Raw genomic sequence first — 20,975 nt, forward strand, 5'->3', positions numbered from 1 at the left:
ATAGGAATCCTCACCGGAGCGATGCCATGAAGAAGCGCCTGTCCGTCACCCTGCTGGTTGCCGCGCTGACGGCCGCCTCGGCCAATTCCGCGCAGGATCTTTCGCGCTACGGCGAGGATGGGCTGCGCGCCGAGCTGGCATCGATCGCCGAGTCCGACGTCGCCTTGCTGGTGCCGATGCGCGATGGCGTGGGCCTGTCCACCAACATCTGGCGGCCGAAGGGCGCGAAGGGGCCGCTGCCGACGATCCTGTGGAAGACGCCCTACAACGAACACGTGCTGCGCGGCAGCACCGCGCGCTTCGCCGCCGAGGCGGTGCGCAACGGCTACGCCTTCATCGTGCAGAACGAGCGTGGCCGCTATTTCAGCCAGGGCAAGTACGAGATCCTCGGCTACCCGCAGACCGACGGCTACGACACGCTGAGCTGGATTGCAAAGCAGCCCTGGTCGAACGGCAAGGTCGGCACGCTGGGCTGCTCGTCGTCGGCGGAGTGGCAGTTGGCGCTGGCAGCGATGAACCACCCCGCGCACGCGGCGATGGTGCCGATGGCGGCGGGCGCGGGCATCGGCAAGGTCGGCCCGTTCTGGGAGCAGGGCAATTTCTACACCGGCGGCGTGCCGCGCACGCTGTTCGCGATCTGGATGTACGGCGTCGACAATCCCCTGCGCGCACAGCTGCCGCAGGACCTGTCCGGGCCGATGCGCGCGCGGATCGCGCAGTACAACGACCTCGACGCCAGGAAGCCCGATGTCGAGTGGAAGAAGCAGATCTGGCACCTGCCCTACGCCAGCCTGCTGTCCTCGCTGGGCGAGCCGCCGGCCACCTTCGAGTCGATGATCGCGCGTGGCCCCGGCGACGCCGAGTGGAAGAAGGGCGGCCTGTACGACGACTCGATGGGCTGGGGCGTGCCGGCGCTGTGGTTCAACAGCTGGTACGACGTCTCCATCGGCCCGAACATGGCGCTGTACAACCACGCCCGCAACGTCAATTCGGACAAGGAGGCCAGCGCCAACCAGTACGTGGTGGTGGGGCCGAACCCGCACTGCCAGTTCGCGCGGCTGGGCAAGGACTACAAGGTCGGCGACCGCGCCATGGGCGACGCCAGTTTCCCGGTCAACCAGCAGATCTTCGGATTCTTCGACCGCTGGCTGAAGAACCAGCCCAAGGCGTTCGCGGCCGACACCGCGCATGTGCGCTACTTCACCATGGGCGCCAACCGCTGGCAGTCCGACGCGCAGTGGCCGCCGAAGGCGGCGCAGCCGGTACGCATGTACCTCCGCTCGAACGGAAAGGCCAATTCGATGTACGGCGACGGCCTGCTGTCGTTCGAGGCGCCGCGCGCGGACGAGCCGAAGGACAGCTACCGCTATGACCCGGCCAACCCCGTGCAGACCATCGGCGGCGGTGACTGCTGCAATGGTGGCGTGGTCATCCCCGGTGCGTTCGACCAGCGCCAGATCGAGTCGCGCCATGACGTGCTGGTCTATACCAGCGAGCCGCTGGAGGCGCCGATGGAAGTGACCGGCTTCGTCGATGCGGTGCTGAAGGTGTCGTCCAGCGCCAAGGACACCGATTTCGCCGTGAAGCTGGTCGACGTGGCGCCCGACGGCACCGCCTGGATCATCGGCGACACCATCCTGCGCGCCCGCTACCGCGACAGCTACGTCAAGCCGGAGTTGATGCAGCCGGGCAATGTGTACACGCTCAAGCCCACGCCGATCACAACCTCGATCCAGTTCGGCAAGGGCCACCGCATCCGCGTCGAGATCACCAGCTCCAACTTCCCGAAGTTCGCCCGCAACCTCAATACCGGCGGGCCCAACGAAACCGAGCGCGAGGCGGTGGTGGCCGACAACGCGATCCATCATTCGGCGGATAATGCGAGCTATATCGAACTGCCGGTGGTGAAACGCTGAGATGGCCGCGACGCTGTACGGATTGAAGAACTGCGATACCTGCAGGAAGGCGCTGAACTGGCTCAAGCGCTTCGGCGTCGAACATGCGTTCGTCGATTACCGCGACGAGCGCCAATCGCCGGAAACCTTGCTGGGATGGAAGGACGCGGCGGGCGGCTGGGATGCGCTCATCAACAAATCGTCCACGACGTGGCGGCAGCTGCCGCCGAACCGCAAGGCGCCGGGCAGCGATGCCGAGTGGAAGCTGCTGCTGAAGGAATATCCGCAGCTGATCCGCCGCCCGGTGGTGGTGCTGGACGACGGCACGGTGTCGCAGGGCTTTTCCGACAACGGCTTCAAGAAGCTGTTCGGCGTTTGAACTTGACTCCCTCTCCCGAGGGGAGAGGGACTGGAATCATGAGCGACGTACTCCACCTCACCCGCGAACTGATCGCGCGGCCGTCGGTGACGCCGGACGATGCCGGTTGCCAAGCCTTGATCGCAGGTCGGCTGGCGCGAGCCGGGTTCGCCATCGAGCACCTGCGCTTCGGCGATGTCGACAACCTCTGGGCTACCCACGGCCACGGCGGCCCGGTGCTGGCGCTGCTCGGCCATACCGACGTGGTGCCGCCCGGCCCACGCGAGGCCTGGGCCAGCGACCCGTTCCTGCCCGAGGTCCGTGACGGCCTGCTGTACGGGCGCGGCGCCGCCGACATGAAGGGCAGCGTCGCCGCGTTCGTCATCGCGCTGGAACGCTTCGTCGCCGCGCATCCGGACCATCCTGGCACGGCGGCCCTGCTGCTGACCTCGGACGAGGAGGGCGATGCCATCGACGGCGTGCGCAAGGTCGCCGAGGTGTTCCGCCAGCGCGGCCAGCGCATCGACTGGTGCATCACCGGCGAGCCGTCGTCGAAGGCGGCGCTGGGCGACCTGCTGCGGGTCGGCCGCCGCGGCACGCTGTCGGCCACGCTCACCGTGCATGGCGTCCAGGGCCACGTCGCGTATCCGGAAAAAGCGCGCAATCCCATCCACCAGGCGCTGCCGGCGCTGGCGGCGTTGGCGGCGAAGCGTTGGGACGAGGGTTACGAGAGCTTCCCGCCGACCTCCCTGCAGATCAGCAACGTCCACGCCGGCACCGGCGCCAACAACGTCATCCCCGGCGAGCTGCAGGTGCTGTTCAACCTGCGCTACAACCCGCACTGGCGCGCGGAGCGGCTGGAGTCCGAATGCGAGGCGGTGCTGCGCGCGCACGGCCTCGAATACGCGCTCCACTGGCATCGCGGCGGCGAACCGTTCCACACCCCGGAAGGCCCGCTGCGCGCTGCCGCGCGCGAAGTGCTGGCCGCGTTCACCGATGGCGCGCTGCCCGAGGAAAGCACCGGCGGCGGCACCTCCGACGCCCGCTTCATCGCCCCGCTGGGCGCGCAGTGCATCGAGATCGGCCCGGTCAACGCCAGCATCCACAAGGTCGACGAACACGTGCGGGTGGCCGACCTGGAGCGGTTGCCGGACCTGTACCTGGCGCTGATGGCGCGGCTGCTGGCGGATTGAGGGGGGCGCTTGCGCGTTCCCGATCCGGCGTGCCATAGTCGGCCCATGCGCTTCTTCGCCGCCAACGCCAACAACCTCAACCGCAATAATCGCGGCACGAACCATCGTGCGCGGCTGCGGGCCCGCGCATAGGCGAAGCGACAGCAAGCCGGAATCACCCAAAGCCCGCATCGAAGGATGCGGGCTTTTTCGTTGTGCGGTTTTCACCCATCCACCAAGGAATCCCCACCATGTGCTCCATCTTCGGCATCTTCGGGCTGCAGCCCGGCGACGACCTTCAGGCCCTGCGGCGGCAGTCGCTGGAACGCTCGCAGAGGCAGCGCCATCGCGGCCCGGACTGGAGCGGGGTATACATCGACAACGGCGGCGGTGGCAGCGGCGCGATCCTCGTGCACGAGCGGCTGGCCATCGTCGATCCGGCCGGCGGTTCACAGCCGCTGTTGTCGGCCGACGGGTCGCTGGCGCTGGCGGTGAACGGCGAGATCTACAACCACGTGGCGCTGAAGCGGGAGCTGTCGCAGCCGTATGCCTTCCAGACCGAGTCGGACTGCGAGGTCATCAACGCGCTCTACCGCGAGGGTGACGCCGATGGGAGGGGGCCGGCATCGTTCCTCAACCGCCTCAACGGCATCTTCGCGTTCGCGCTGTGGGACAGCGCGAAGGGGCGCGCGATCATCGCCCGCGATCCCATCGGGGTGGTGCCGCTGTACTGGGGCCACGATGCCGAAGGCCGGCTGCGCGTGGCCTCGGAGATGAAATCGCTGGTGGACGATTGCGCCGACGCGGCGCAGTTCCCGCCCGGGCACTGGTACGACTCCGCGAGCGGGCAACTGACGAAATACTACGAGCGCCCGTGGCGCGACTACGACGCGGTGGAAGGCGTCGAGGTGCCGCTGGCCGAGCTGCGCGAGGCGTTCGAGGCCGCCGTGCACCGCCAGTTGATGACCGACGTGCCCTATGGCGTGCTGCTGTCGGGCGGGCTGGATTCCTCGCTGGTGGCGGCGGTGGCGGCACGCTACGCACGCCACCGGATCGAGGACGGAGACAGGACCGAGGCGTGGTGGCCGCGCCTGCACAGCTTCGCCATCGGCCTGAAGGGCTCGCCCGACCTGGCCGCGGCGCAAGTGGCGGCGGACATGCTGGGCACGGTCCACCACGGTTTCGAATACACCTTCGAGGAAGGCCTGGACGCGCTGCCGGAGGTGATCCGCCACATCGAGACCTACGACGTGACGACCATCCGCGCGTCCACCCCGATGTTCCTGCTCGCGCGGCGGATCAAGGCGATGGGGGTGAAGATGGTGCTGTCCGGCGAAGGCAGCGACGAGGTGTTCGGCGGTTACCTGTACTTCCACAAGGCGCCCAACGCGCGCGAATTCCACGAGGAGCTGGTGCGCAAGCTCGACGCGCTCAGCAACTACGACTGCCTGCGCGCCAACAAGTCGATGATGGCCTGGGGCGTGGAGCCGCGGGTGCCGTTCCTAGATCGCGAGTTCCTGGACGTGGCGATGCGCATGGACGCGGCGCACAAGATGGTGCGCAAGGGCGATCCCGGCCCGCAGCGGATGGAAAAGGGCGTGCTGCGCGCGGCGTTCGAGGGCTACCTGCCGCCGGAGATCCTGTGGAGGCAGAAGGAGCAGTTCAGCGATGGCGTCGGCTACGGCTGGATCGACGGCCTGAAGGCACACGCGGAGGCCGAGGTGTCCGACCGCGTGCTGGCCGCGGCCGACAAGCGTTTCCCGGTCAACCCGCCGCAGACCAAGGAAGCGTACTGGTACCGGCACATCTTCGAGCAGTTCTATCCCAGCCGCGCGGCGGCGGAAACGGTGCCGGGCGGCAAGTCGATCGCCTGTTCATCGGCGGCGGCGATCGCGTGGGACGCCAGCTTCGCAGGCATGGCCGACCCCTCCGGCCGCGCGGTGGCGGGGGTGCACAACGACGCCATCGCGGCCGCGGGCTGAATCAGCCTGCTTCCAGCCCGCGTACCTGGTTGCGGCCGCCGGCCTTGGCCAGGTATAGCTGGCGGTCGGCCTCGCCCAGAAGCCTGTGCAGGTTCGGGAACTGCGGCGAGCGTCGGCTGGCGCCGATGCTGATGGTCATCCGCAGAGGCCGGCCGTCGATGTCGATCTCCATCGCTTCCACCGCCTGGCGCAGGCCCTCCAGATGGCGCAGGCTGGCCTGCGCGTCGAGGCCGTCGATCAGCATGCAGAACTCCTCGCCGCCGAAGCGCCCGCAGTAGTCCTCCGGGCGGTTGTGGGCGTGCAGGGTATCGGCCATCGCCCGCAACGCGCGGTCGCCGGCCTCGTGGCCGTAGCTGTCGTTGATGTGCTTGAAGTGGTCGATATCGATCATCGCCACGGTCACGTCGCCGCCGCTGCGGGCGATGTGTTTCTCGCTCTGCTCGAGGAAGCTGCGGCGGTTGGGCAGCCCGGTCAGGAAGTCGCGGGTGGCCAGGTCCTGCAGGGTGCCGATCAGCTCAAGCTGGTCGATGTTCTGCGAGACGCGGCAGAAGAACTCCTCGCGCGAGAAAGGCTTGCGCAGGAAGTCGTTGGCGCCGTTCTTGAGGAAGCGCGGGATCAGCGAGGCATCGGTGCTGCCGGACACGCCGATCACCGCCATGCGGTCGCGCGCGCGCAGCTGGCGCAGGCGTCGGGTCAGCTCGATCCCGTCCATGCCCGGCATTTCCTGGTCGACGATGGCCAGGCGGATGTCGGGATCGGCTTCGATCATGCGCAGCGCCGACTGGCCGTCTGCGACATGGGAAACGCGGTAGCCCTGCAGCGACAGCAGCGATGCGATGTAGGAGCGGGCCGACAGCGAATCGTCCACCACCAGCGCGCTGATCCGGCGGTTGCGCTCCAACCGCTGCACCAGCCAGACCAAATAGTCGATGCTGTCCGGCGTGCTTTTCAGCACGTAGTCGATGATGTGCTGCTGCAGCGCGCGCTCGCGCAGCGCCTCGTCGTACACGCCGCTGACCACGATGGTGGGCATGCGCCGCTCGACGAAGAAATCGATGACCTGGTCGCGGTCGCCATCGGCCAGCACCAGCCCGGTCAGGGCGAGGAACCAGTCGGATTCCCGGTCCAGCAGTTCGCGTGCTTCCGCCAGGGTGGAGGCGACGCTGATCGGCAGCTGCACGCGCTGCTCGATCGCCTCGCGCAGCATCGACGTATAGGCACGGGAATTTTCCAGCAGGAGGATGCGCTGGGGCAGGGCGGCGATGGGTTGGCGGGCGTGGGCCAAGGCGAATCCGGCCGGCATCGGTGGTTTCCTGGGGCTTGCTGGCGCGGGGAGATGGCCTTGCGGCATTCCGATTATGCAGCAGCCGCGAGGCGGAATCAGCGCGGTCCTTGACCGGGTCAGGCCGGCAGGCTGCGGCAACCGAGCGCGGCGAGGATGCCGTGCATGGCCGGCAGCTGCATCAGCCAGGGCGCCGCGATGGTGAGCAGGCCGGCGCCGATCACCAGCACCCCGGCTGCATTGCGCAGCGCGCCGCGCTGCAGGCGTTGGCCGATGCGTGCGCCGGCCCAGGTCAGCGACACCATCACCGGCAGCGTGCCCAGCCCGAACGCGGCCATGGTCAGCGCGCCGTGCAGCGGGCTGGCACTCAGCCACGCGGCGGCCAGCAGGGTAGTGGACAGGCCACAGGGCATCCAGCCCCAGAGCATCCCGAGCAGGAACCGCTTGCCCGCGGTGTCGGCCGGCAGCAGTCGGCGCTGCAAGGGGGCAAGCGCGCGCCACAGGCGATTGCCGGGGCCGCCGGAGAAGCGCGGCAGCCGCCCCTTGGCATCCAGCATGCGCAGCCCGGCGATGACCAGCACGATCCCGACCAGCGCGCGCATCGCGATGCCCAGCTGCGGGATGCGGGCCACGCCCAGCAGTCCGCCACCGAGGCCACCGACCAGGGCGCCAGCCAGCACATAGCCGCTGACCCGACCGAGGTTCGGCTGCAAGGCCGCGAACCAGCCGCGCGAATGCACCGAGAACCCGGTGGCGATGCCGCCGCACATCGCCACGCAGTGCGCGCCGCCCAGCAGGCCGGTCAGCAGCGCCGCACCCAGCACCAGCAGGTCAACCGGCATCACGCTCCTCCGTCGTCCCGGCAGGCGTCGCGTCCATGCGCTCCGCCGGCGGCATTTCGTCGCGCAGGATGTCCAGGGCCGGCGTGTCCAGGTCCTCGAACTGGCCTCGCCGCACCGCCCATGCGAACAGCAGCGCAGCGACTGCGGCCATCACCAGGCTGATGGGGATCAGGAACAGCAGGATGTTCATCGCGGGGCAACCTTGGCAAGGCGCAGGGCGTTGGCGGTGACCGCCAGCGAGGACAGCGCCATGCCCAGCGCCGCCAGCCACGGCGTCACCATGCCGGCGGCGGCCAGCGGTAGCGCCAGCAGGTTGTAGCCGATCGCCCAGGCCAGGTTCTGGCGGACGATGCGGCGGGTGCGCCGCGCGATCCTGATGGCCGCCGGTACGTTGGCCAGCGACATGCCGGAAAGCACCAAGTCGGCAGAGCGCTGCGCCAGCGCGGCGCCATCGCCGATCGCCAGCGATACATCGGCGCCGGCCAGCACCGGCGCGTCGTTGAGGCCGTCGCCCACCATCGCCACCACGCGGCCCTCGTCCTGCATCGCGCGGACCAGTGCCAGCTTGTCTTCCGGCGACTGGCGGGCGTGCGGATCGGCAATCCCCATTGCGCTGGCGAAGCGCGCCACCGGCGCGGCGGCGTCGCCGCTGGCCAGGTGCAACGCCAGCCCCTGTTCGCGCAGCTGCTGCAATGCCTGCGCGGCGTCCGCGCGTTCGCGTTCGGCGAAGATGAAGCGCGCGCGCGCGCCCGCGTCATTGCCCAGCCAGACTGCGCCGTCGTCGTCGCCACCGGTCGCGAACGGCGCGGTGCCGATGCGCCAGCGCACGCCCTCGACCGTGCCTTCGACGCCGCGGCCGGCGACCGCGCGCACGCCGCTGGCCACCGGTGCGTCTGGCACCAGCGCGAACGCGGCGGCCAGCGGATGGTTGCTGTCGCGCTCCAGTGCGGCGGCGATGCGCAGCGCCGCATCGGCATCGACGGCGATGCAGGCATCCACGCCCTGCAGGTGCGGCTTGCCGTCGCCCAGGGTGCCGGTCTTGTCGAACACCACGTCGGTGGCCTGCGCCAGCCGCTGCAGCGCGTCCGGCCGCACCGACAGCACGCCGATCCTGGCCAGTGCGCCGTGGGCCGCGGCCAGCGCCGCGGGCACCGCCAGCGACAATGCGCACGGGCAGCTGATCACCAGCAGCGCCAGCACCACCTCGAACGCGCGCGCCGGCTCATGCACGCGCCACCAGGCGTACACCACCGCCGCCGCCAGCAGCAGGCCGGCCACGAACCAGCCGGCGATGCGCTCGGTGCCCAGGGCCAGCGCCGGGCGGTGCGCCTGCGCGCTTTCCACCAGTCGCGCCAGCTCGGCAAGACGGGTGCCGGTGCCGACGCCGGTCACGCGGATCTTCGCCGCATGTTCGCGGCATGCGGTGCCGGCAAATACCGGGTCACCGGCATGGCGGGTGACCGCTGCCGACTCGCCGGTCAGCAGCGATTCCTCGAAATGCGCTTCGCCTTCGAGCAGCACGCCGTCGGCCGGCACCGGCTCGCCCACCGCGATCCGCACCACGTCGCCCACCACCAGCGCGTCGACGGGTACCGACTCGCGGCTGCCGTCGGCCAGTTCGCGGGTGGCGAAGGCCGGCCGCGCCCGCGCCAGCGCATCCACCTGCGCGCTGGCGATGGCGCGCGCGCGCTGTTCCAGCTGGCGTGCCACCAGCAGCAGGAAGACGAACATCACCGCCGCGTCGTACCAGACGTGGACGCCGCCGCGCACGGTTTCGATGGTACTCACCGCCCAGGCCAGCAGGGTGGAGCCGGCGATCAGCACGTCCATGCCCAGCCGGCGCCCGCGCAGTTCGTTCCATGCGCCGACGATGAACGGCCAGCCGGCCCAGAACACCACCGGGGTGGACACCATGAAGGTGACCCAGCGGAAGAAGTCGCGGGTGGGCAGCGGCATCTCGCCGCGGGTATCGAGATACAGCGCTTCGGCGAACATCATCGCCTGCATCGCGCCGATGCCGGCCAGGCCGATGCGCAGCACGTCGCGGTTGCGTTCGCGCCGCCGCGCCGCCTCGCGTGCCTCGCCGGTGGCGAGGTAGGGCCGGTAGCCGAGCGAGGCCAGCCGCGCCAGTGGTTGCGACAGCGCGGTGCGCGCGGGATCCCAGGCGATGCGGATGCGGCCGGTGATGGCGTTGGCGGTGGACTCCAGCACGCCGGGTTCACGCGCGAGCGCGCGGTCGATCAGCCAGGCGCAGGCGGCGCAGCGCATGCCGTCGGTGAGCACGGTGATCTCGCGGCCCCCCTCCACCTCGCGGGCGTGGCTGGACAGCAGCTCCTCGCGGTCCCAGACGGCCAGAGCCGGCGCGTCGGCATCGACCCGTCCGCCCGGCGCGCTGCGCAGGCGGTAGTAGTCGTCCAGATGCGCGTCCAGGATCCAGCGCGCGGCGGCAGCGCAACCTTCGCAGCAGAAATCGCGGGTGGTGCCCTCGACGTCGGCGCGCACCGGTGACTGCGGCAGCGGTTCGCCGCAGTGGTGGCAGACCCCGGCCATGGCGTTCACCGCGCTACGGCTGCCCGTCGTCCAGTGACGGGCGCAGTTGCGCCGCGAGCTGGCCCTTCGGCATCCGCCCGCGAAGTCGCCATGCCCCGTCGGTGGCTGGTTCCAGCTGGACCAGCCAGTCATGGTCGACGGCCGGCTTGGCGTCCGCCCGCCAGCCGGTCTCGGTGGCGGCCAGTGTCAGCGCCACGTCCTGCTCGGCGCGGGTAGGGTGATGCAGGTGCAGCTTCAATGCAGCGGCGCGGTCGAAGTCGCCGTTCACCGGCAGCACTTCGATGTAGCCGTGTTCGGCATCGATGCGCACGATCGCGCCCAGCTTGCGCTGCGCCGCCACGGCATCGGGGCCGAGGTCGGCCTGCTGGCTCTGCCCGGTGCGCTGCACTTCGTCGGGCACGACGTCGATGCTGTCGCCGTTGCCCGCGACCTTGAGCAGCCAGACGCTGCCGGCGACGGCGGTGCCGACCAGCACCACCATCAGCCAGACGATGGGCTGCCGCCACGGCGACGATTCGCGTTCCATCCGGGTTCTCCTGGAAGCCAGTGCGCAAACCGCCGCTGGGCGGCGGCTCGCGATGAGTGAGGGTTACATGGGGCCGAAGAACGTACTGTCAATGCGCGCCTTGGCGCTGCCGTCGTCGGCTTCGATCACGAAGGTCAGTGCATGGCGGCCGCGCACGTCGACGGGGGCGCCAACCTCGATCTCCTGCGACACCACCGCGCCGGCGGGTACGCGCACATCCAGTGGCTCGCCCTTCAGGGTCAGGCCGGACTTGCCGGAGGATTCGATCCGGACCCGGTAGCTGCGGTCGGCATCGGTCTTGTTGACCAGCTTCAGCGTGTAACCGTTCTCGATGTCGGCGGCGGTCTCGCGGAAGAGCGCGTTGCGGTCGCGCAGTACTTCCGCGATCAGCGGGTCGCGGTGGCTGACGCCGAAGCCCCAGCCGACCATCAGCGCCAGCAGGATCGCGCCGTACACGAGGATGCGCGGGCGCAGCACGCGGGTGTTCTTGCCGTCGATGGAGTTCTGGGTGGAGTAGCGGATCAGGCCCTTGGGGTAGCCGACCTTCTCCATCACCTCATCGCAGGCGTCGATGCAGGCGCCGCAGGCGATGCATTCGTATTGCAGGCCGTTGCGGATGTCGATGCCGACGGGGCAGACCTGCACGCAGATGGTGCAGTCGATGCAATCGCCCAGCGCATCGGGCGCGAACTTGGGCAGCGGCTCGACCTCGCCGAGGTCGCCGTCCCAGGTGATCGTGCTGGACGCATGCGCGGCCTGGGTCGCCGCGGAGGGATGCTTGCTGGCGCGGAACACGTAGTCATACGCGGTGCGCGCATCGAGCAGGCCGCGCGCGCGCTCCAGGACGCTCGCAAGGCCCTTCTTGCGCGGTCCGCGCGGCTCGCCGCGCATCGGGTCGTAGGCGATGATCAGGGTGTTGCGGTCGAACATCGCGCTCTGGAAGCGCGCGTACGGGCACATGTACTTGCAGACCTGCTCGCGCAGGAAGCCGGCATTGCCCCAAGTGGCCAGCGCGTAGAAGAACACCCAGAAGGTCTCCCAGCCGCCCCACTCGTAGGGCCAGGCGCGCAGGGCGAGGTCGCGGATGGGGGTGAAGAAGCCGACGAAGGTGAACCCGGTCCACAGCGCGAACAGGAGCCACACCAGGTGCTTGCCGCCCTTGCGCAGGATCTTGTCGCGGTTCCAGGGCCCGGCATCCAGCTTGATGCGCTTGTGGCGGTCGCCTTCGATGGCGCTTTCCATCCACAGGAACACTTCGGTCCACACCGTCTGCGGACAGGCGTAGCCACACCACAGGCGACCGGCCAGCGCGGTGAAGAAGAACAGGGCAAGCGCGGCGATCATCAGCAGCATCGCCAGGAACACGAAGTCCTGCGGCCAGAAGGTCAGGCCGAAGACATGGAACTTGCGCGCCGGCAGGTCGAACAGGACGGCCTGCCGCCCGTCCCACGACAGCCACGGGAACAGGTAGAACATGCCCAGCAGCCAGAACACGGCAGCGACGCGCAGGCGGTTGAGCGGGCCCGACACGTCGCGGGGATAGATCTTGCGCTCGCTGACATAGGCGTTGCCGCCCGTATCGAGCACTTCCAGGGGGATTTGCTTGTTGCCCATTTGCCTATTGCGGAGGCAGCGGCCGATTGAAGCGGCTGGCCGGCCTCAGCAGGATCCATGTGAACAGGCTGGACGATGCGGTCGCCAGCCAGAACGTGAAGAAACCGAGGGTGTAGCCCAGGCCTCGGGTGATGGAGAGCTGCGGGAAGGTCAGGTCGCGCAGTTCCAGTGGGTCGATGAAAGCGAAAAACACCATCGTGGCCACCCCGGCCGCGAAGAAGCTGGGCCACAGGATGGCCCCGATCCGCTGCGCCATTGGGCGCAGCGGATGATCGAAACGCGGAGTGGTGTAGTCGGTCATTGCTGGGCTGGATTGCCTGGCTTGGGCTGGTGGGACAGCGACCAGACGTAGGCTGCGACGAGGCGGGAACGGGTGTCGCCGAGCATTTTACCCCACGCGGGCATCACGCCATGGCGGCCGTTGCCGATGGTTTCGCGCAGCGATTCACGACCGTCGCCGTACATCCAGTAGCCATCGGTCAGATCCGGCGCGCCGACCTTCTGGTCGCCCTTGCCGTCCTTGCCATGGCAGGCCACGCACACGCCTTCGTACAGGGCCTTGCCGCGCGCCGCCGCATAGTCGTTGCGGTTGCCGCCTGCCGGTTCGCCCAGCTGGTGCAGATAGGCGATCACGTAGTCCACTGCATCCGGGCCACCCATGCCTTCCAGGACCTTGCCCCACGGCGGCATCACGCCCTCGCGGCCCTGCAGCACGGAGTGCAGGATCTGGTCGGGCGAGCCGCCCCAATGCCAGATGTCGTCGGTCAGGTTCGGGTAGCCCGTTGCACCCTTCGCCGACGAGCCGTGGCAGGTGGCGCAGGTGTTGCCGAAGATCGACTTGCCCAGCTTCAACGCCTGCGGATCACGCGCCAGTGCGTCGATCGGCTGGCCCTTGTACGGGGCGAAGGTCTTCTCCAGCTGCGCACTGGCGACCGCGGCCTGGCGGTCATGCTCGATCTGCGAGCTCCATTTGCCGTAGCCGGCAAAGTTGCCGAAGCCCGGGTACCAGACGAGGTAACCGATGCTGAAGATGATGGTCAGGTAGAACAGGTTGATCCACCACCTCGGCAGGGGCTTGTTGTATTCGGTGAGGTCGCCGTCCCAGACATGGCTGGTTTCATCCGGCTTGGGGTCACCGGGGCGGCGCCGCGCAGTCCACCAGAGCAGCCAGGCGCAGCCGCCGATGTTCAGCGTCACCAGGGCGATCACGTACCACGACCATCCCGCTGTCATCGTGCATTCTCCTCGTCGGATTCCAGCGGCAGGTGCGCCGCTTCATCGAAATCATGCTTGCGTCGGGGGCTCCAGGCCCAGGCCCAGCCGGCCAGGAACAGCAGCATCAACACGGTGGTGACGATTCCCGAAAGCATCACTGCCCCCTCGGCGCATGCCTGCCCAGGCCCTGCAGATAGGCCACCATGGCGTCCATTTCAGTCTTGCCCTCGACAGCCGCCGGCGCGCCCGCGATGTCGGCATCGCTGTAGGGGTCGCCGAGGCGCTTGAGCGCACGCATGTGGTTCTGCACGGCGGCGCCGTCCACCTGGTTCTTCGCCAGCCAAGGGAAGCTGGGCATGTTGGACTCGGGCACCACGTCGCGCGGATTGTTCAGGTGGACGCGGTGCCAGTCGTCGGAGTAACGACCGCCGACGCGGGCCAGGTCCGGCCCAGTGCGCTTGCTGCCCCACTGGAACGGCCGGTCGTAGACCGATTCGCCCGCAAGCGAGTAGTGGCCGTAGCGCTCGGTTTCGAAGCGCAGCGTGCGCACCATCTGCGAATGGCAGTTGTAGCAGCCTTCTCGAACATAGACGTCGCGCCCGGCGAGTTCGAGCGCCGGGTAGGGCTTGACCCCTTCCAGCGGCTTCACGGCCTCGGCCTGGAACATCAGCGGAACGATTTCGGCAAGTCCGCCGAAGGAGACAGCCACTGCGATGAACACCGCCAGCAGGCCGACGTTCTTCTCCAGCTTCTCGTGAGGGTTTTGTGCGTGTTGGCTCATGATGTCCTCAGGCGCGCGCTTCGGAGGTGTCGGGCGTCAGCAGCGGTTGATCCACCGGCCTGTCGGCGCTGCGATAGGTCTGCCAGACGTTCCAGGCCATCAGCAGCATGCCGCCCAGCACCAGCAGGCCACCGAACAGACGGCCGAGGTAGTAGGGATAGGTGGCATTGAGCGATTCGACGAAGGTGTAGGTCAGGGTGCCGTCGTCGTTGGTGGCGCGCCACATCAGGCCCTGCATGATGCCCGCGATCCACATCGAGGCGATGTAGAACACGACGCCCAGCGTATGCACCCAGAAGTGGGTGTCGATCAGCTTGGTCGAATACATCTGGTCGCGGCCCAGCAGCTTCGGCAGCAGCGCGTAGATCGAGCCGATCGAGATCATCGCCACCCAGCCCAGCGCGCCGGCGTGGACGTGTCCCACCGTCCAGTCGGTGTAGTGCGACAGCGAGTTGACCGTCTTGATCGACATCATCGGGCCCTCGAAGGTCGCGATCATGTAGAAGCTCAGGGCGACGATCAGGAACTTGAGGATGGGATCGGTGCGCAGCTTGTGCCAGACGCCCGAGAGCGTGAGGATGCCGTTGATCGCGCCGCCCCAGCTGGGGGCCAGCAGGATCAGCGAGAACACCATGCCCACCGACTGCACCCAGTCGGGCAGGGCGGTGTAGTGCAGGTGGTGCGGGCCGGCCCACATGTAGACCGCGATCAGCGCCCAGAAATGCACGATGGACAGCCGGTAGGAGTAGATCGGGCGACCGGCCTGCTTCGGCACGTAGTAGTACATCATCCCGAGGAAGCCGGCAGTCAGCAGGAAGCCGACCGCGTTGTGGCCGTACCACCACTGCACCATCGCGTCGACCGCGCCGGAGTAGGCCGAGTACGACTTCATCGCCCCCGCCGGCATCGCGATGTTGTTGACGATATGCAGCAGGGCGATGGCGATGATGTACGCGCCGTAGAACCAGTTGGCGACGTAGATGTGCTTGACCTTGCGCTTTGCGATCGTGCCGAAGAACAGCACCGCGTAGGCCACCCAGACCACCGTGATCAGCAGGTCGATGGGCCACTCCAGCTCGGCGTATTCCTTGCCCTGGGTGTAGCCCAGAGGCAGGGAGACGGCCGCGGCCACGATGACGGCCTGCCAGCCCCAGAACACGAATGCCGCCAGCTTGTCGCTGAGCAGGCGGACATGGCAGGTGCGCTGCACCACGTGCAGGCTGGTCGCGAACAGGGCGGAGCCACCGAACGCGAAGATCACGGCGTTGGTGTGCAGCGGGCGCAGGCGGCCGTAGCCGAGCCACGGAATGCCTTCGCCCAGGGTGGGCCAGTAGAGCTGGGCGGCGATGATGACGCCGACCAGCATGCCGACGATGCCCCAGAGCACCGTGGCTACGGCGAACTGGCGCACCACCTTGTCGTTGTAGGTGCCGCTGATGGCTTGCATGCGGGTCTCCGGAGTGAACATGGAACATGCTAGACAAGCCTCGAGGATCGGGGCTTGACCTAGGTCAAATTGACGGGGTCTATCGCGGTCGAGGCGGGCGGCGAAAGCCGGGCAACCGAGGGCGGGATCAGGGATAATTGTAGCCCGAGCCTTCCCGATTTGCAGGCAATTACAGAGCCATGAGCGACCCGATTCCGCTGAACCTGGCACGGCTGCGGCGCACCTGCGCAGAGTGCTCGCTGCAGATGCTGTGCCTGCCCGCCGGCGTGGACGCGGACGATCTGGGCAGGCTGGACACGGTGGTGCAGCGGCGCAAGCCGCTGGCGAAGGGTGAAAGCCTGTACCGGGCCGGCGATGCGCTGCGGGCGGTGTTCGTGGCCAGCGAGGGCAGCTTCAAGACGGTGGTGGTGAACCCGGCCGGCGAGGAGCACGTGCTCGGCTTCCACCTGCCCGGCGAGCTGTTCGGGCTGGACGGCATCGGGAGTGGCCAGCACCGCTGCGAGGCGGTGGCGTTGAGCGATGCTCGCGTTTGCGAGCTGCCGTTTTCGCAGCTGGCGACGATCGCCACCAAGCTGCCCAGCCTGCAACAGCAGTTGTTGCGCGTGATCGGTCAGAGCGCGGACCGCGACCATGACCACGTCGATGTGCTGTCGCGGCGCCAGGCCAGCGAACGCATCGCGCTGTTCGTGCACGGTCTGAGCGAGCGCTACCGGCGCATCGGCCGGCCGGCCGACGATTTCCAGCTGCCGATGAGCCGCGACGAGATCGCGCGCTATCTGGGGCTGGTGCTGGAGACCGTCAGCCGCGGCTTCAGTCGCCTGCACGAGGATGGCGTGATCGAGGTGCGCGGCCGGCGGGTGCGCATCCTCGACGAAACGGCGCTGTGCCTGGCCGCCAACGGCGGCAGCGATGGTCTGACCCCGCAGCCGCGCAAGCGCGACCGCGCCTGACCGGTTCGCGCGGCGTGCCCCTGCCGGGCTTGCCCGGCAGGGGGGCTTCCGCGAAGCTGCCCGGATGATGGCGGACCTGGACATTTTGCGTGGGCTGGCCGTGGCCTTGGGCCTCGGCCTGCTGGTGGGCGTGGAGCGCGAGCGGCGGCGCGACGACGATGGTCACGGCGTGGCCGGGGTGCGTACGTTCGCGCTGATCGGGCTGGCGGGGGCGATCGCCGAGCGCATCGGCGGCATCGGGATCGCGCTGGGGGGCGCCTTCGTGGTGCTGGCGGCGCTTGCCGGTTATCGCGCCAGCCGCGGCCGCGACCCGGGCCTGACCACCGAAACCGCAATGCTGCTGGTGTTCCTGCTGGGCGTGCTGGCGATGCGCGAGCTGGTGCTGGCGGCGGGCCTTGGCGTGGCGGTAACGCTGCTGCTGGCGATGAAGACGCGCGCCCACCACTTCGTCCACCAGGTGCTTACCGACCAGGAACTGCACGATGCGCTGCTGCTGGCGGCGGCCGCGACCGTGGTGCTGCCGCTGCTGCCGGATCGCGCCATCGACCCGTGGGAAGTGCTCAATCCGCGCAAGCTGTGGCTGCTGGCGGTGATCGTGATGGCGATCAGCGCGCTGGGCCATGTGGCCAGGCGGGCATTCGGCGTGCGCGACGGGCTGCTGCTGGCCGGCTTTGCCGGTGGCTTCGCCTCCAGTTCCGCCACCATCGCCAGCATGGGTGCGCGGGCGCGCAATGAACCCGCGTTGGCCAGTGCCTGCGCCGGTGCCGGGATGATGTCCAACGTCAGTACCGTGGTGCAGCTGGGCGTGGTGGTGGGGCTGCTGTCGCCGCCGCTGCTGGGCCGGCTGTGGCCGGCCCTGCTGGTCTCCGGGGTGGTGGTGGCCGCATTCGCCCTTGCTGCCGTCCGCGCTGCGCGTGACGTATCGGGGGATCCTGCGCTTGCGACCGGGCGTGCGTTCGAGCCGAAACAGGCGTTGCTGTTCGTGGCGATCGTGGCGGTGGTGATGCTGGCCGCGGCCGCGCTGCAGGCATGGTTGGGCAATGCCGCGCTGGGCGCGGTGCTGGCGGTTTCCGGCTTTGCGGACACCCATTCGGCGGCGGCGTCGGCGGCGCAGCTCCATGCCACCGGTCACATCGAGCCACGGGCGGCGATGTCGGGCATCGCGCTGGCACTGACCACCAATTCGATCACCAAGCTGGGCCTAGCCTGGGTCAGCGGCGGCCGCGGCTATGCGCTGCGGCTGCTGCCCGGCATCGTCGCCATGCTGCTGGCGTTCGTGCTGGCCCTGCGGTTGCTGTGAAAAAAAGGCGCGGCCCAAGCCGCGCCCTCTGGTGCATGCACTGCAAGCCCGGCGCACTGCGCTGGACCGTGCGGGCGAACTCAGCCGCCCACGGCCTTGCGCACGGCGGCGACGAACTCCGGGTCCGGCTGGCTGCCGATCTTCTCGGTGCGGGCGAGGATGCGACCGTTGGCATCCACCAGGATCAGCATGCTGCTGTGGTTGAACTCGCCGTCGGCCAGCTGGCGATAGCGGATGCCGAGCACCGCGGCCACCGAGCGCACGTCATCCGCCGGCGGTGCCGCCAGCGTCCAGCGGGCGAGATCCAGCTTGCGCTGGTCAACCACCTTCTTCAGTGCGGGCGGGGTATCGCGGGCCGGATCCATGCTGACCAGCAGCACACCCAGCCGCTTCTGCTGGTCCGGGCTGAGCTGGCGTTCGACCGCCTTGCCGGATTCGATGATCAACGGGCAGATGTACTGGCAGGAGGTGTAGAACATCGACACCAGCCTCGGTTTGCCACGCAGGGTGCGCCAGTCGCGCGTCTGGCCCTGGCTGTCGGTGAGTGGCAGCGGCAGCTGGTAGATCGAATCCCCCGGCAGCGGTGGCGCGGGCTGGGCGGCGCCGGCCAGACCGGCGAAGCCGAGCAGGAGGGTAGCGGCAATGCCGCGCAACAGATGTTTCATCGGGAGCAGTGTCATGGTGCGCTCCTGGCGCAACGGAATCCCATGTTGGCGGTGGCGTCGCGGCCTTCCAGCGAAGACAGCATCGCCACCCGCATCATCACCGCGTAATTCTCGCGGTCGTCCATCGACAGCGCGCCAGCGCCGCAGAACTTGCCCTTGTCGGGGTCGCCCTGGGTGCGGTTGTCGCTGTCGACCATCAATGAGGAAGCGTCCTCGGTCCATTCCCAGACCAGCCCGTGCAGGTCGTGCACGCCGTAGGCGTTTGGCGCCTGCATGCCAACCCTGGGCAGGGCTTCCCGCGACGAGCGCGAGTACCAGCCGAGGATGCGTTCGCGCCAGGCGGGATCCTGGCGGGCATCGCGGTGGGTTTCATCCGCCGCGGCGGCATATTCCCATTCGTTCCAGGTGGGCAGGCGCGCGCCCAGCCAGCTGCAATAGGCATCGGCCGCGAACCAGCTGACCCAGACCACCGGGCGATCGGGCAGGGCATTAGGGCCGAGCGTATCCGGCCCGGCCCAGTGCGAGAGGTAGCGGGCTTCGGCGAAGACGCTCGACACCCGGTCGCGCCGCCACTCCGGATGGCGCTTCAGGAAGGCCTGGAACTCGGCGTTGGTCACCGGCTTGCGCATCAGCGCGAACGGCTTGATGCGCACGCCGTTCTTGGCGTCCTCGTAGCGCAGTACAGACTTGAACTGGCCGCCCGGCAGCCCGGCGTACCGCCCTGCCACCACGCCGGCCGCGAGGCCGGCGAGGGGCAGGACGACGAGGCCCAGAACGAGAAGCGGGGCGGTCAGCCGTTTGCGCATGGCCTTAGTGACCGTCCGAGGCGTTGGCCGGCTTGGCGGCGCGGGCGGCGGCGGCTTCGGCCTTGCTGACCTGGCCACCCGGGTTGCCCCAGCTGTTCAGCACGTAGGTCGCGATGTTGGCCACTTCGTCATCGGTCAGCTGGCTCATCGGCGGCATGTTGGAGTTGTAGTCCTTGCCGTTGACCTTCACCGGGCCGACCAGGCCATGCAGGATGATCTCCGGCAGGCGCTTCGGATTGGCCTTGATGTAGTCCGAACCGGCCAGCGGCGGGAACACGCCCTCCATGCCCTTGCCGTCGGCGCCGTGGCAGGTGGAGCAGGTGCCGGCGAACACCACCTTGCCGGCCGCGATCTGCTCTTCCTTGGTCAGCGTGCCGGCCTTGGCGGAGGCAGCGGCCACCGATACCGGTGCGCGGCTGGTGCCGGCGACCTGGTCGCCCAGGTAGACCGCGTCCACTTCCTTGCCGGAGTAGATGTCCTTGCGCTCCTTGCCTTCGGCCTGGAGGATCGCCAGCGCACCCTTGTTGAAGGCGCGGAAGATGCTGTGGTCGACCAGCACGTAGCTGCCGGGCACTTCCATGTGGAAGTCCATCATCGCCGCACCGCCGGCCGGGATCAGCGTGGTCTGCACGTTCTCCTGGTAGCGGGTGCCACCTTCGTACCAGACTTTGTCGAAGATCTCGCCGATGACGTGGAAGCTGGACACCAGGTTGGGGCCGCCGTTGCCGACGTACAGGCGAACCTTTTCGCCGGTCTTGGCCTTGAGCGCCTTGTCGCCGGTCATCGAGCCTTCCATGCCGTTGAACAGCACGTAGGTCGGGTTCTCGTCGATGGCCTTCTCCATGTTGAAGCCCTGGTGGCCCTTCTCGCGGTACTTGCCGGTGGTGTAGAAGTCGCCCTGCATCACGTAGTACTCGCGATCCACCGGCGGCAGGCCTTCCGGCGGCTCGACCAGGATCAGGCCGTACATGCCGTTGGCGATGTGCATGCCCACCGGCGCGGTGGCGCAGTGGTAGACGTACAGGCCGGCGTTGAGCGCCTTGAAGCTGAAGCGGCTGACGTGGCCGGGCGCGGTGAAGCTGGCGGCAGCGCCGCCACCCGGGCCGGTCACGCCGTGCAGGTCGATGTTGTGGGGCATCTTGCTGTCGGGCATGTTGCGCAGGTGGAATTCCACCGTGTCGCCCTGGCGCACGCGGATGAAGCTGCCCGGCACCGTGCCGCCGAAGGTCCAGAAGGTGTAGGTCACGCCTTCGGAAATCTCCATGTCCTTCTCGATCACGTCGAGCGAGACGATCACCTTGGCGGGCTGGCTGCGGCCGGTTGCCGGCGGCACCAGCGGCGGCGAGGTGAGCACGGCCTGGATCGGCTCGCCCACCGGCGGGCCGAAATCGCCCTTGGCGGAGCCGCCGGTGTCTTCCTTGTGGACCGCACCGTTGGCGGCCGGGTTCGGCTGCTCGATGCGGCAGGCTGACAGGCCCAGAGTGGCCGCGACGGCCAAAGCCAGGGTGGCATACCGGACTGCGGGTTTCATCGTGTGATTACCTTTTTGGAGTGATGTGTCGTTGTTGGCGGCAAGCATCGTTCGTCGGC

At 68.5% G+C, this 20,975-nt stretch carries 20 protein-coding genes; 6 read left to right on the forward strand and 14 right to left on the reverse strand.

Translation table 11 applies throughout. The features are described from left to right. Positions 1-26 precede the first annotated feature (26 nt). The 4 genes from ICG51_RS11335 to asnB all read left to right on the forward strand — a co-directional run bounded on the left by ICG51_RS11335 (position 27) and on the right by asnB (position 5,407). Positions 27-1,916 carry a CocE/NonD family hydrolase gene (locus tag ICG51_RS11335; RefSeq protein WP_190280461.1) on the forward strand — a complete coding sequence of 630 codons (1,890 nt, stop codon included), beginning with the start codon at positions 27-29 and terminating at the stop codon, positions 1,914-1,916. Position 1,917: 1 nt separating this feature from the next. Beyond that, the gene (locus ICG51_RS11340; protein WP_190280462.1) at positions 1,918-2,274 is read left to right on the forward strand and encodes a Spx/MgsR family RNA polymerase-binding regulatory protein; all 357 of its coding nucleotides are present in this window, start codon (positions 1,918-1,920) and stop codon (positions 2,272-2,274) included. Positions 2,275-2,312: 38 nt separating this feature from the next. Beyond that, positions 2,313-3,446, forward strand: coding sequence for a succinyl-diaminopimelate desuccinylase (dapE, locus tag ICG51_RS11345; RefSeq protein WP_190280463.1), 1,134 nt, complete (start codon positions 2,313-2,315; stop codon positions 3,444-3,446). A 230-nt stretch (positions 3,447-3,676) separates the two neighbouring features. Further along, positions 3,677-5,407: an asparagine synthase B gene (gene asnB, locus ICG51_RS11350; protein WP_190280464.1), complete on the forward strand. Its 1,731-nt coding sequence runs from the start codon at positions 3,677-3,679 to the stop codon at positions 5,405-5,407. A gap of 1 nt (position 5,408) precedes the next feature. Here asnB and ICG51_RS11355 read toward each other — a convergent pair whose 3' ends face one another. The 11 genes from ICG51_RS11355 to ccoN all read right to left on the reverse strand — a co-directional run bounded on the left by ICG51_RS11355 (position 5,409) and on the right by ccoN (position 15,664). Next, the gene (locus tag ICG51_RS11355) at positions 5,409-6,710 is read right to left on the reverse strand and encodes a diguanylate cyclase (RefSeq protein WP_190280465.1); all 1,302 of its coding nucleotides are present in this window, start codon (positions 6,708-6,710) and stop codon (positions 5,409-5,411) included. Positions 6,711-6,808: 98 nt separating this feature from the next. Then, positions 6,809-7,531: a sulfite exporter TauE/SafE family protein gene (locus ICG51_RS11360; RefSeq protein WP_190280466.1), complete on the reverse strand. Its 723-nt coding sequence runs from the start codon at positions 7,529-7,531 to the stop codon at positions 6,809-6,811. Then, the gene (ccoS, locus tag ICG51_RS11365) at positions 7,521-7,721 is read right to left on the reverse strand and encodes a cbb3-type cytochrome oxidase assembly protein CcoS (protein ID WP_190280467.1); all 201 of its coding nucleotides are present in this window, start codon (positions 7,719-7,721) and stop codon (positions 7,521-7,523) included. Before ccoS ends, ICG51_RS11360 begins: the two co-directional genes overlap by 11 nt. Further along, positions 7,718-10,081 carry a heavy metal translocating P-type ATPase gene (locus ICG51_RS11370; RefSeq protein ID WP_190282460.1) on the reverse strand — a complete coding sequence of 788 codons (2,364 nt, stop codon included), beginning with the start codon at positions 10,079-10,081 and terminating at the stop codon, positions 7,718-7,720. The genes ccoS and ICG51_RS11370 overlap by 4 nt, the downstream gene beginning before the upstream one ends. A gap of 13 nt (positions 10,082-10,094) precedes the next feature. Continuing rightward, positions 10,095-10,607 carry a FixH family protein gene (locus ICG51_RS11375; RefSeq protein WP_190280468.1) on the reverse strand — a complete coding sequence of 171 codons (513 nt, stop codon included), beginning with the start codon at positions 10,605-10,607 and terminating at the stop codon, positions 10,095-10,097. Positions 10,608-10,670: 63 nt separating this feature from the next. Further along, a complete protein-coding gene (locus ICG51_RS11380; protein WP_190280469.1) occupies positions 10,671-12,221 on the reverse strand; it encodes a 4Fe-4S dicluster domain-containing protein in 1,551 nt (516 codons plus the stop codon). Positions 12,222-12,225: 4 nt separating this feature from the next. After that, entirely contained in the window at positions 12,226-12,522 is a 297-nt protein-coding gene (locus ICG51_RS11385) for a hypothetical protein (RefSeq protein WP_190280470.1), read from the reverse strand. Continuing rightward, positions 12,519-13,454: a cytochrome-c oxidase, cbb3-type subunit III gene (gene ccoP / locus ICG51_RS11390; RefSeq protein WP_190280471.1), complete on the reverse strand. Its 936-nt coding sequence runs from the start codon at positions 13,452-13,454 to the stop codon at positions 12,519-12,521. The genes ICG51_RS11385 and ccoP overlap by 4 nt, the downstream gene beginning before the upstream one ends. Then, on the reverse strand, positions 13,451-13,591 hold the full coding sequence (locus ICG51_RS11395) for a CcoQ/FixQ family Cbb3-type cytochrome c oxidase assembly chaperone (protein WP_190280472.1): 141 nt from the start codon (positions 13,589-13,591) through the stop codon (positions 13,451-13,453). Before ICG51_RS11395 ends, ccoP begins: the two co-directional genes overlap by 4 nt. Next, complete coding sequence (gene ccoO / locus ICG51_RS11400) at positions 13,591-14,217, reverse strand: cytochrome-c oxidase, cbb3-type subunit II (RefSeq protein ID WP_190280473.1); 627 nt, start codon at positions 14,215-14,217, stop codon at positions 13,591-13,593. The genes ICG51_RS11395 and ccoO overlap by 1 nt, the downstream gene beginning before the upstream one ends. A gap of 7 nt (positions 14,218-14,224) precedes the next feature. Beyond that, complete coding sequence (gene ccoN / locus ICG51_RS11405) at positions 14,225-15,664, reverse strand: cytochrome-c oxidase, cbb3-type subunit I (protein WP_190280474.1); 1,440 nt, start codon at positions 15,662-15,664, stop codon at positions 14,225-14,227. A gap of 179 nt (positions 15,665-15,843) precedes the next feature. On the opposite strand from ccoN, the gene ICG51_RS11410 reads away from it, so the two are divergent. Both ICG51_RS11410 and ICG51_RS11415 read left to right on the forward strand, forming a co-directional pair. Beyond that, a complete protein-coding gene (locus tag ICG51_RS11410) occupies positions 15,844-16,614 on the forward strand; it encodes a helix-turn-helix domain-containing protein (RefSeq protein WP_190280475.1) in 771 nt (256 codons plus the stop codon). Positions 16,615-16,678: 64 nt separating this feature from the next. Continuing rightward, positions 16,679-17,914 carry a DUF4010 domain-containing protein gene (locus tag ICG51_RS11415; protein ID WP_190280476.1) on the forward strand — a complete coding sequence of 412 codons (1,236 nt, stop codon included), beginning with the start codon at positions 16,679-16,681 and terminating at the stop codon, positions 17,912-17,914. An 80-nt stretch (positions 17,915-17,994) separates the two neighbouring features. On the opposite strand, the gene ICG51_RS11420 is transcribed toward ICG51_RS11415, so the two are convergent. Genes ICG51_RS11420 through nirK form a run of 3 tightly spaced genes read right to left on the reverse strand, consistent with a single transcriptional unit; the run spans position 17,995 to position 20,916 of the window. Continuing rightward, complete coding sequence (locus ICG51_RS11420; protein ID WP_223809438.1) at positions 17,995-18,594, reverse strand: SCO family protein; 600 nt, start codon at positions 18,592-18,594, stop codon at positions 17,995-17,997. After that, a complete protein-coding gene (locus tag ICG51_RS11425; RefSeq protein WP_190280477.1) occupies positions 18,591-19,385 on the reverse strand; it encodes a formylglycine-generating enzyme family protein in 795 nt (264 codons plus the stop codon). The genes ICG51_RS11420 and ICG51_RS11425 overlap by 4 nt, the downstream gene beginning before the upstream one ends. Positions 19,386-19,389: 4 nt before the next feature. After that, positions 19,390-20,916 (reverse strand): copper-containing nitrite reductase, encoded by a 1,527-nt coding sequence (gene nirK, locus ICG51_RS11430; protein WP_190280478.1) that lies wholly within the window; start codon positions 20,914-20,916, stop codon positions 19,390-19,392. Between the last annotated feature and the right edge of the window lie 59 nt (positions 20,917-20,975).

Origin of the sequence: Thermomonas sp. XSG, assembly GCF_014678725.1 — a bacterium.
In the GTDB taxonomy this organism is placed as follows: Bacteria; Pseudomonadota; Gammaproteobacteria; order Xanthomonadales; family Xanthomonadaceae; genus Thermomonas.

Bases quoted from the DNA above. Each gene is read 5' to 3' on its own strand.
- ICG51_RS11335 (WP_190280461.1), top strand. From the start codon at position 27: ATGAAGAAGCGCCTGTCCGTCACCCTGCTGGTTGCCGCGCTGACGGCC.
- ICG51_RS11340 (WP_190280462.1), top strand. From the start codon at position 1,918: ATGGCCGCGACGCTGTACGGATTGAAGAACTGCGATACCTGCAGGAAG.
- dapE (WP_190280463.1), top strand. From the start codon at position 2,313: ATGAGCGACGTACTCCACCTCACCCGCGAACTGATCGCGCGGCCGTCG.
- asnB (WP_190280464.1), top strand. From the start codon at position 3,677: ATGTGCTCCATCTTCGGCATCTTCGGGCTGCAGCCCGGCGACGACCTT.
- ICG51_RS11355 (WP_190280465.1), bottom strand. From the start codon at position 6,710: ATGCCGGCCGGATTCGCCTTGGCCCACGCCCGCCAACCCATCGCCGCC.
- ICG51_RS11360 (WP_190280466.1), bottom strand. From the start codon at position 7,531: ATGCCGGTTGACCTGCTGGTGCTGGGTGCGGCGCTGCTGACCGGCCTG.
- ccoS (WP_190280467.1), bottom strand. From the start codon at position 7,721: ATGAACATCCTGCTGTTCCTGATCCCCATCAGCCTGGTGATGGCCGCA.
- ICG51_RS11370 (WP_190282460.1), bottom strand. From the start codon at position 10,081: ATGGCCGGGGTCTGCCACCACTGCGGCGAACCGCTGCCGCAGTCACCG.
- ICG51_RS11375 (WP_190280468.1), bottom strand. From the start codon at position 10,607: ATGGAACGCGAATCGTCGCCGTGGCGGCAGCCCATCGTCTGGCTGATG.
- ICG51_RS11380 (WP_190280469.1), bottom strand. From the start codon at position 12,221: ATGGGCAACAAGCAAATCCCCCTGGAAGTGCTCGATACGGGCGGCAAC.
- ICG51_RS11385 (WP_190280470.1), bottom strand. From the start codon at position 12,522: ATGACCGACTACACCACTCCGCGTTTCGATCATCCGCTGCGCCCAATG.
- ccoP (WP_190280471.1), bottom strand. From the start codon at position 13,454: ATGACAGCGGGATGGTCGTGGTACGTGATCGCCCTGGTGACGCTGAAC.
- ICG51_RS11395 (WP_190280472.1), bottom strand. From the start codon at position 13,591: ATGCTTTCGGGAATCGTCACCACCGTGTTGATGCTGCTGTTCCTGGCC.
- ccoO (WP_190280473.1), bottom strand. From the start codon at position 14,217: ATGAGCCAACACGCACAAAACCCTCACGAGAAGCTGGAGAAGAACGTC.
- ccoN (WP_190280474.1), bottom strand. From the start codon at position 15,664: ATGCAAGCCATCAGCGGCACCTACAACGACAAGGTGGTGCGCCAGTTC.
- ICG51_RS11410 (WP_190280475.1), top strand. From the start codon at position 15,844: ATGAGCGACCCGATTCCGCTGAACCTGGCACGGCTGCGGCGCACCTGC.
- ICG51_RS11415 (WP_190280476.1), top strand. From the start codon at position 16,679: ATGATGGCGGACCTGGACATTTTGCGTGGGCTGGCCGTGGCCTTGGGC.
- ICG51_RS11420 (WP_223809438.1), bottom strand. From the start codon at position 18,594: ATGACACTGCTCCCGATGAAACATCTGTTGCGCGGCATTGCCGCTACC.
- ICG51_RS11425 (WP_190280477.1), bottom strand. From the start codon at position 19,385: ATGCGCAAACGGCTGACCGCCCCGCTTCTCGTTCTGGGCCTCGTCGTC.
- nirK (WP_190280478.1), bottom strand. From the start codon at position 20,916: ATGAAACCCGCAGTCCGGTATGCCACCCTGGCTTTGGCCGTCGCGGCC.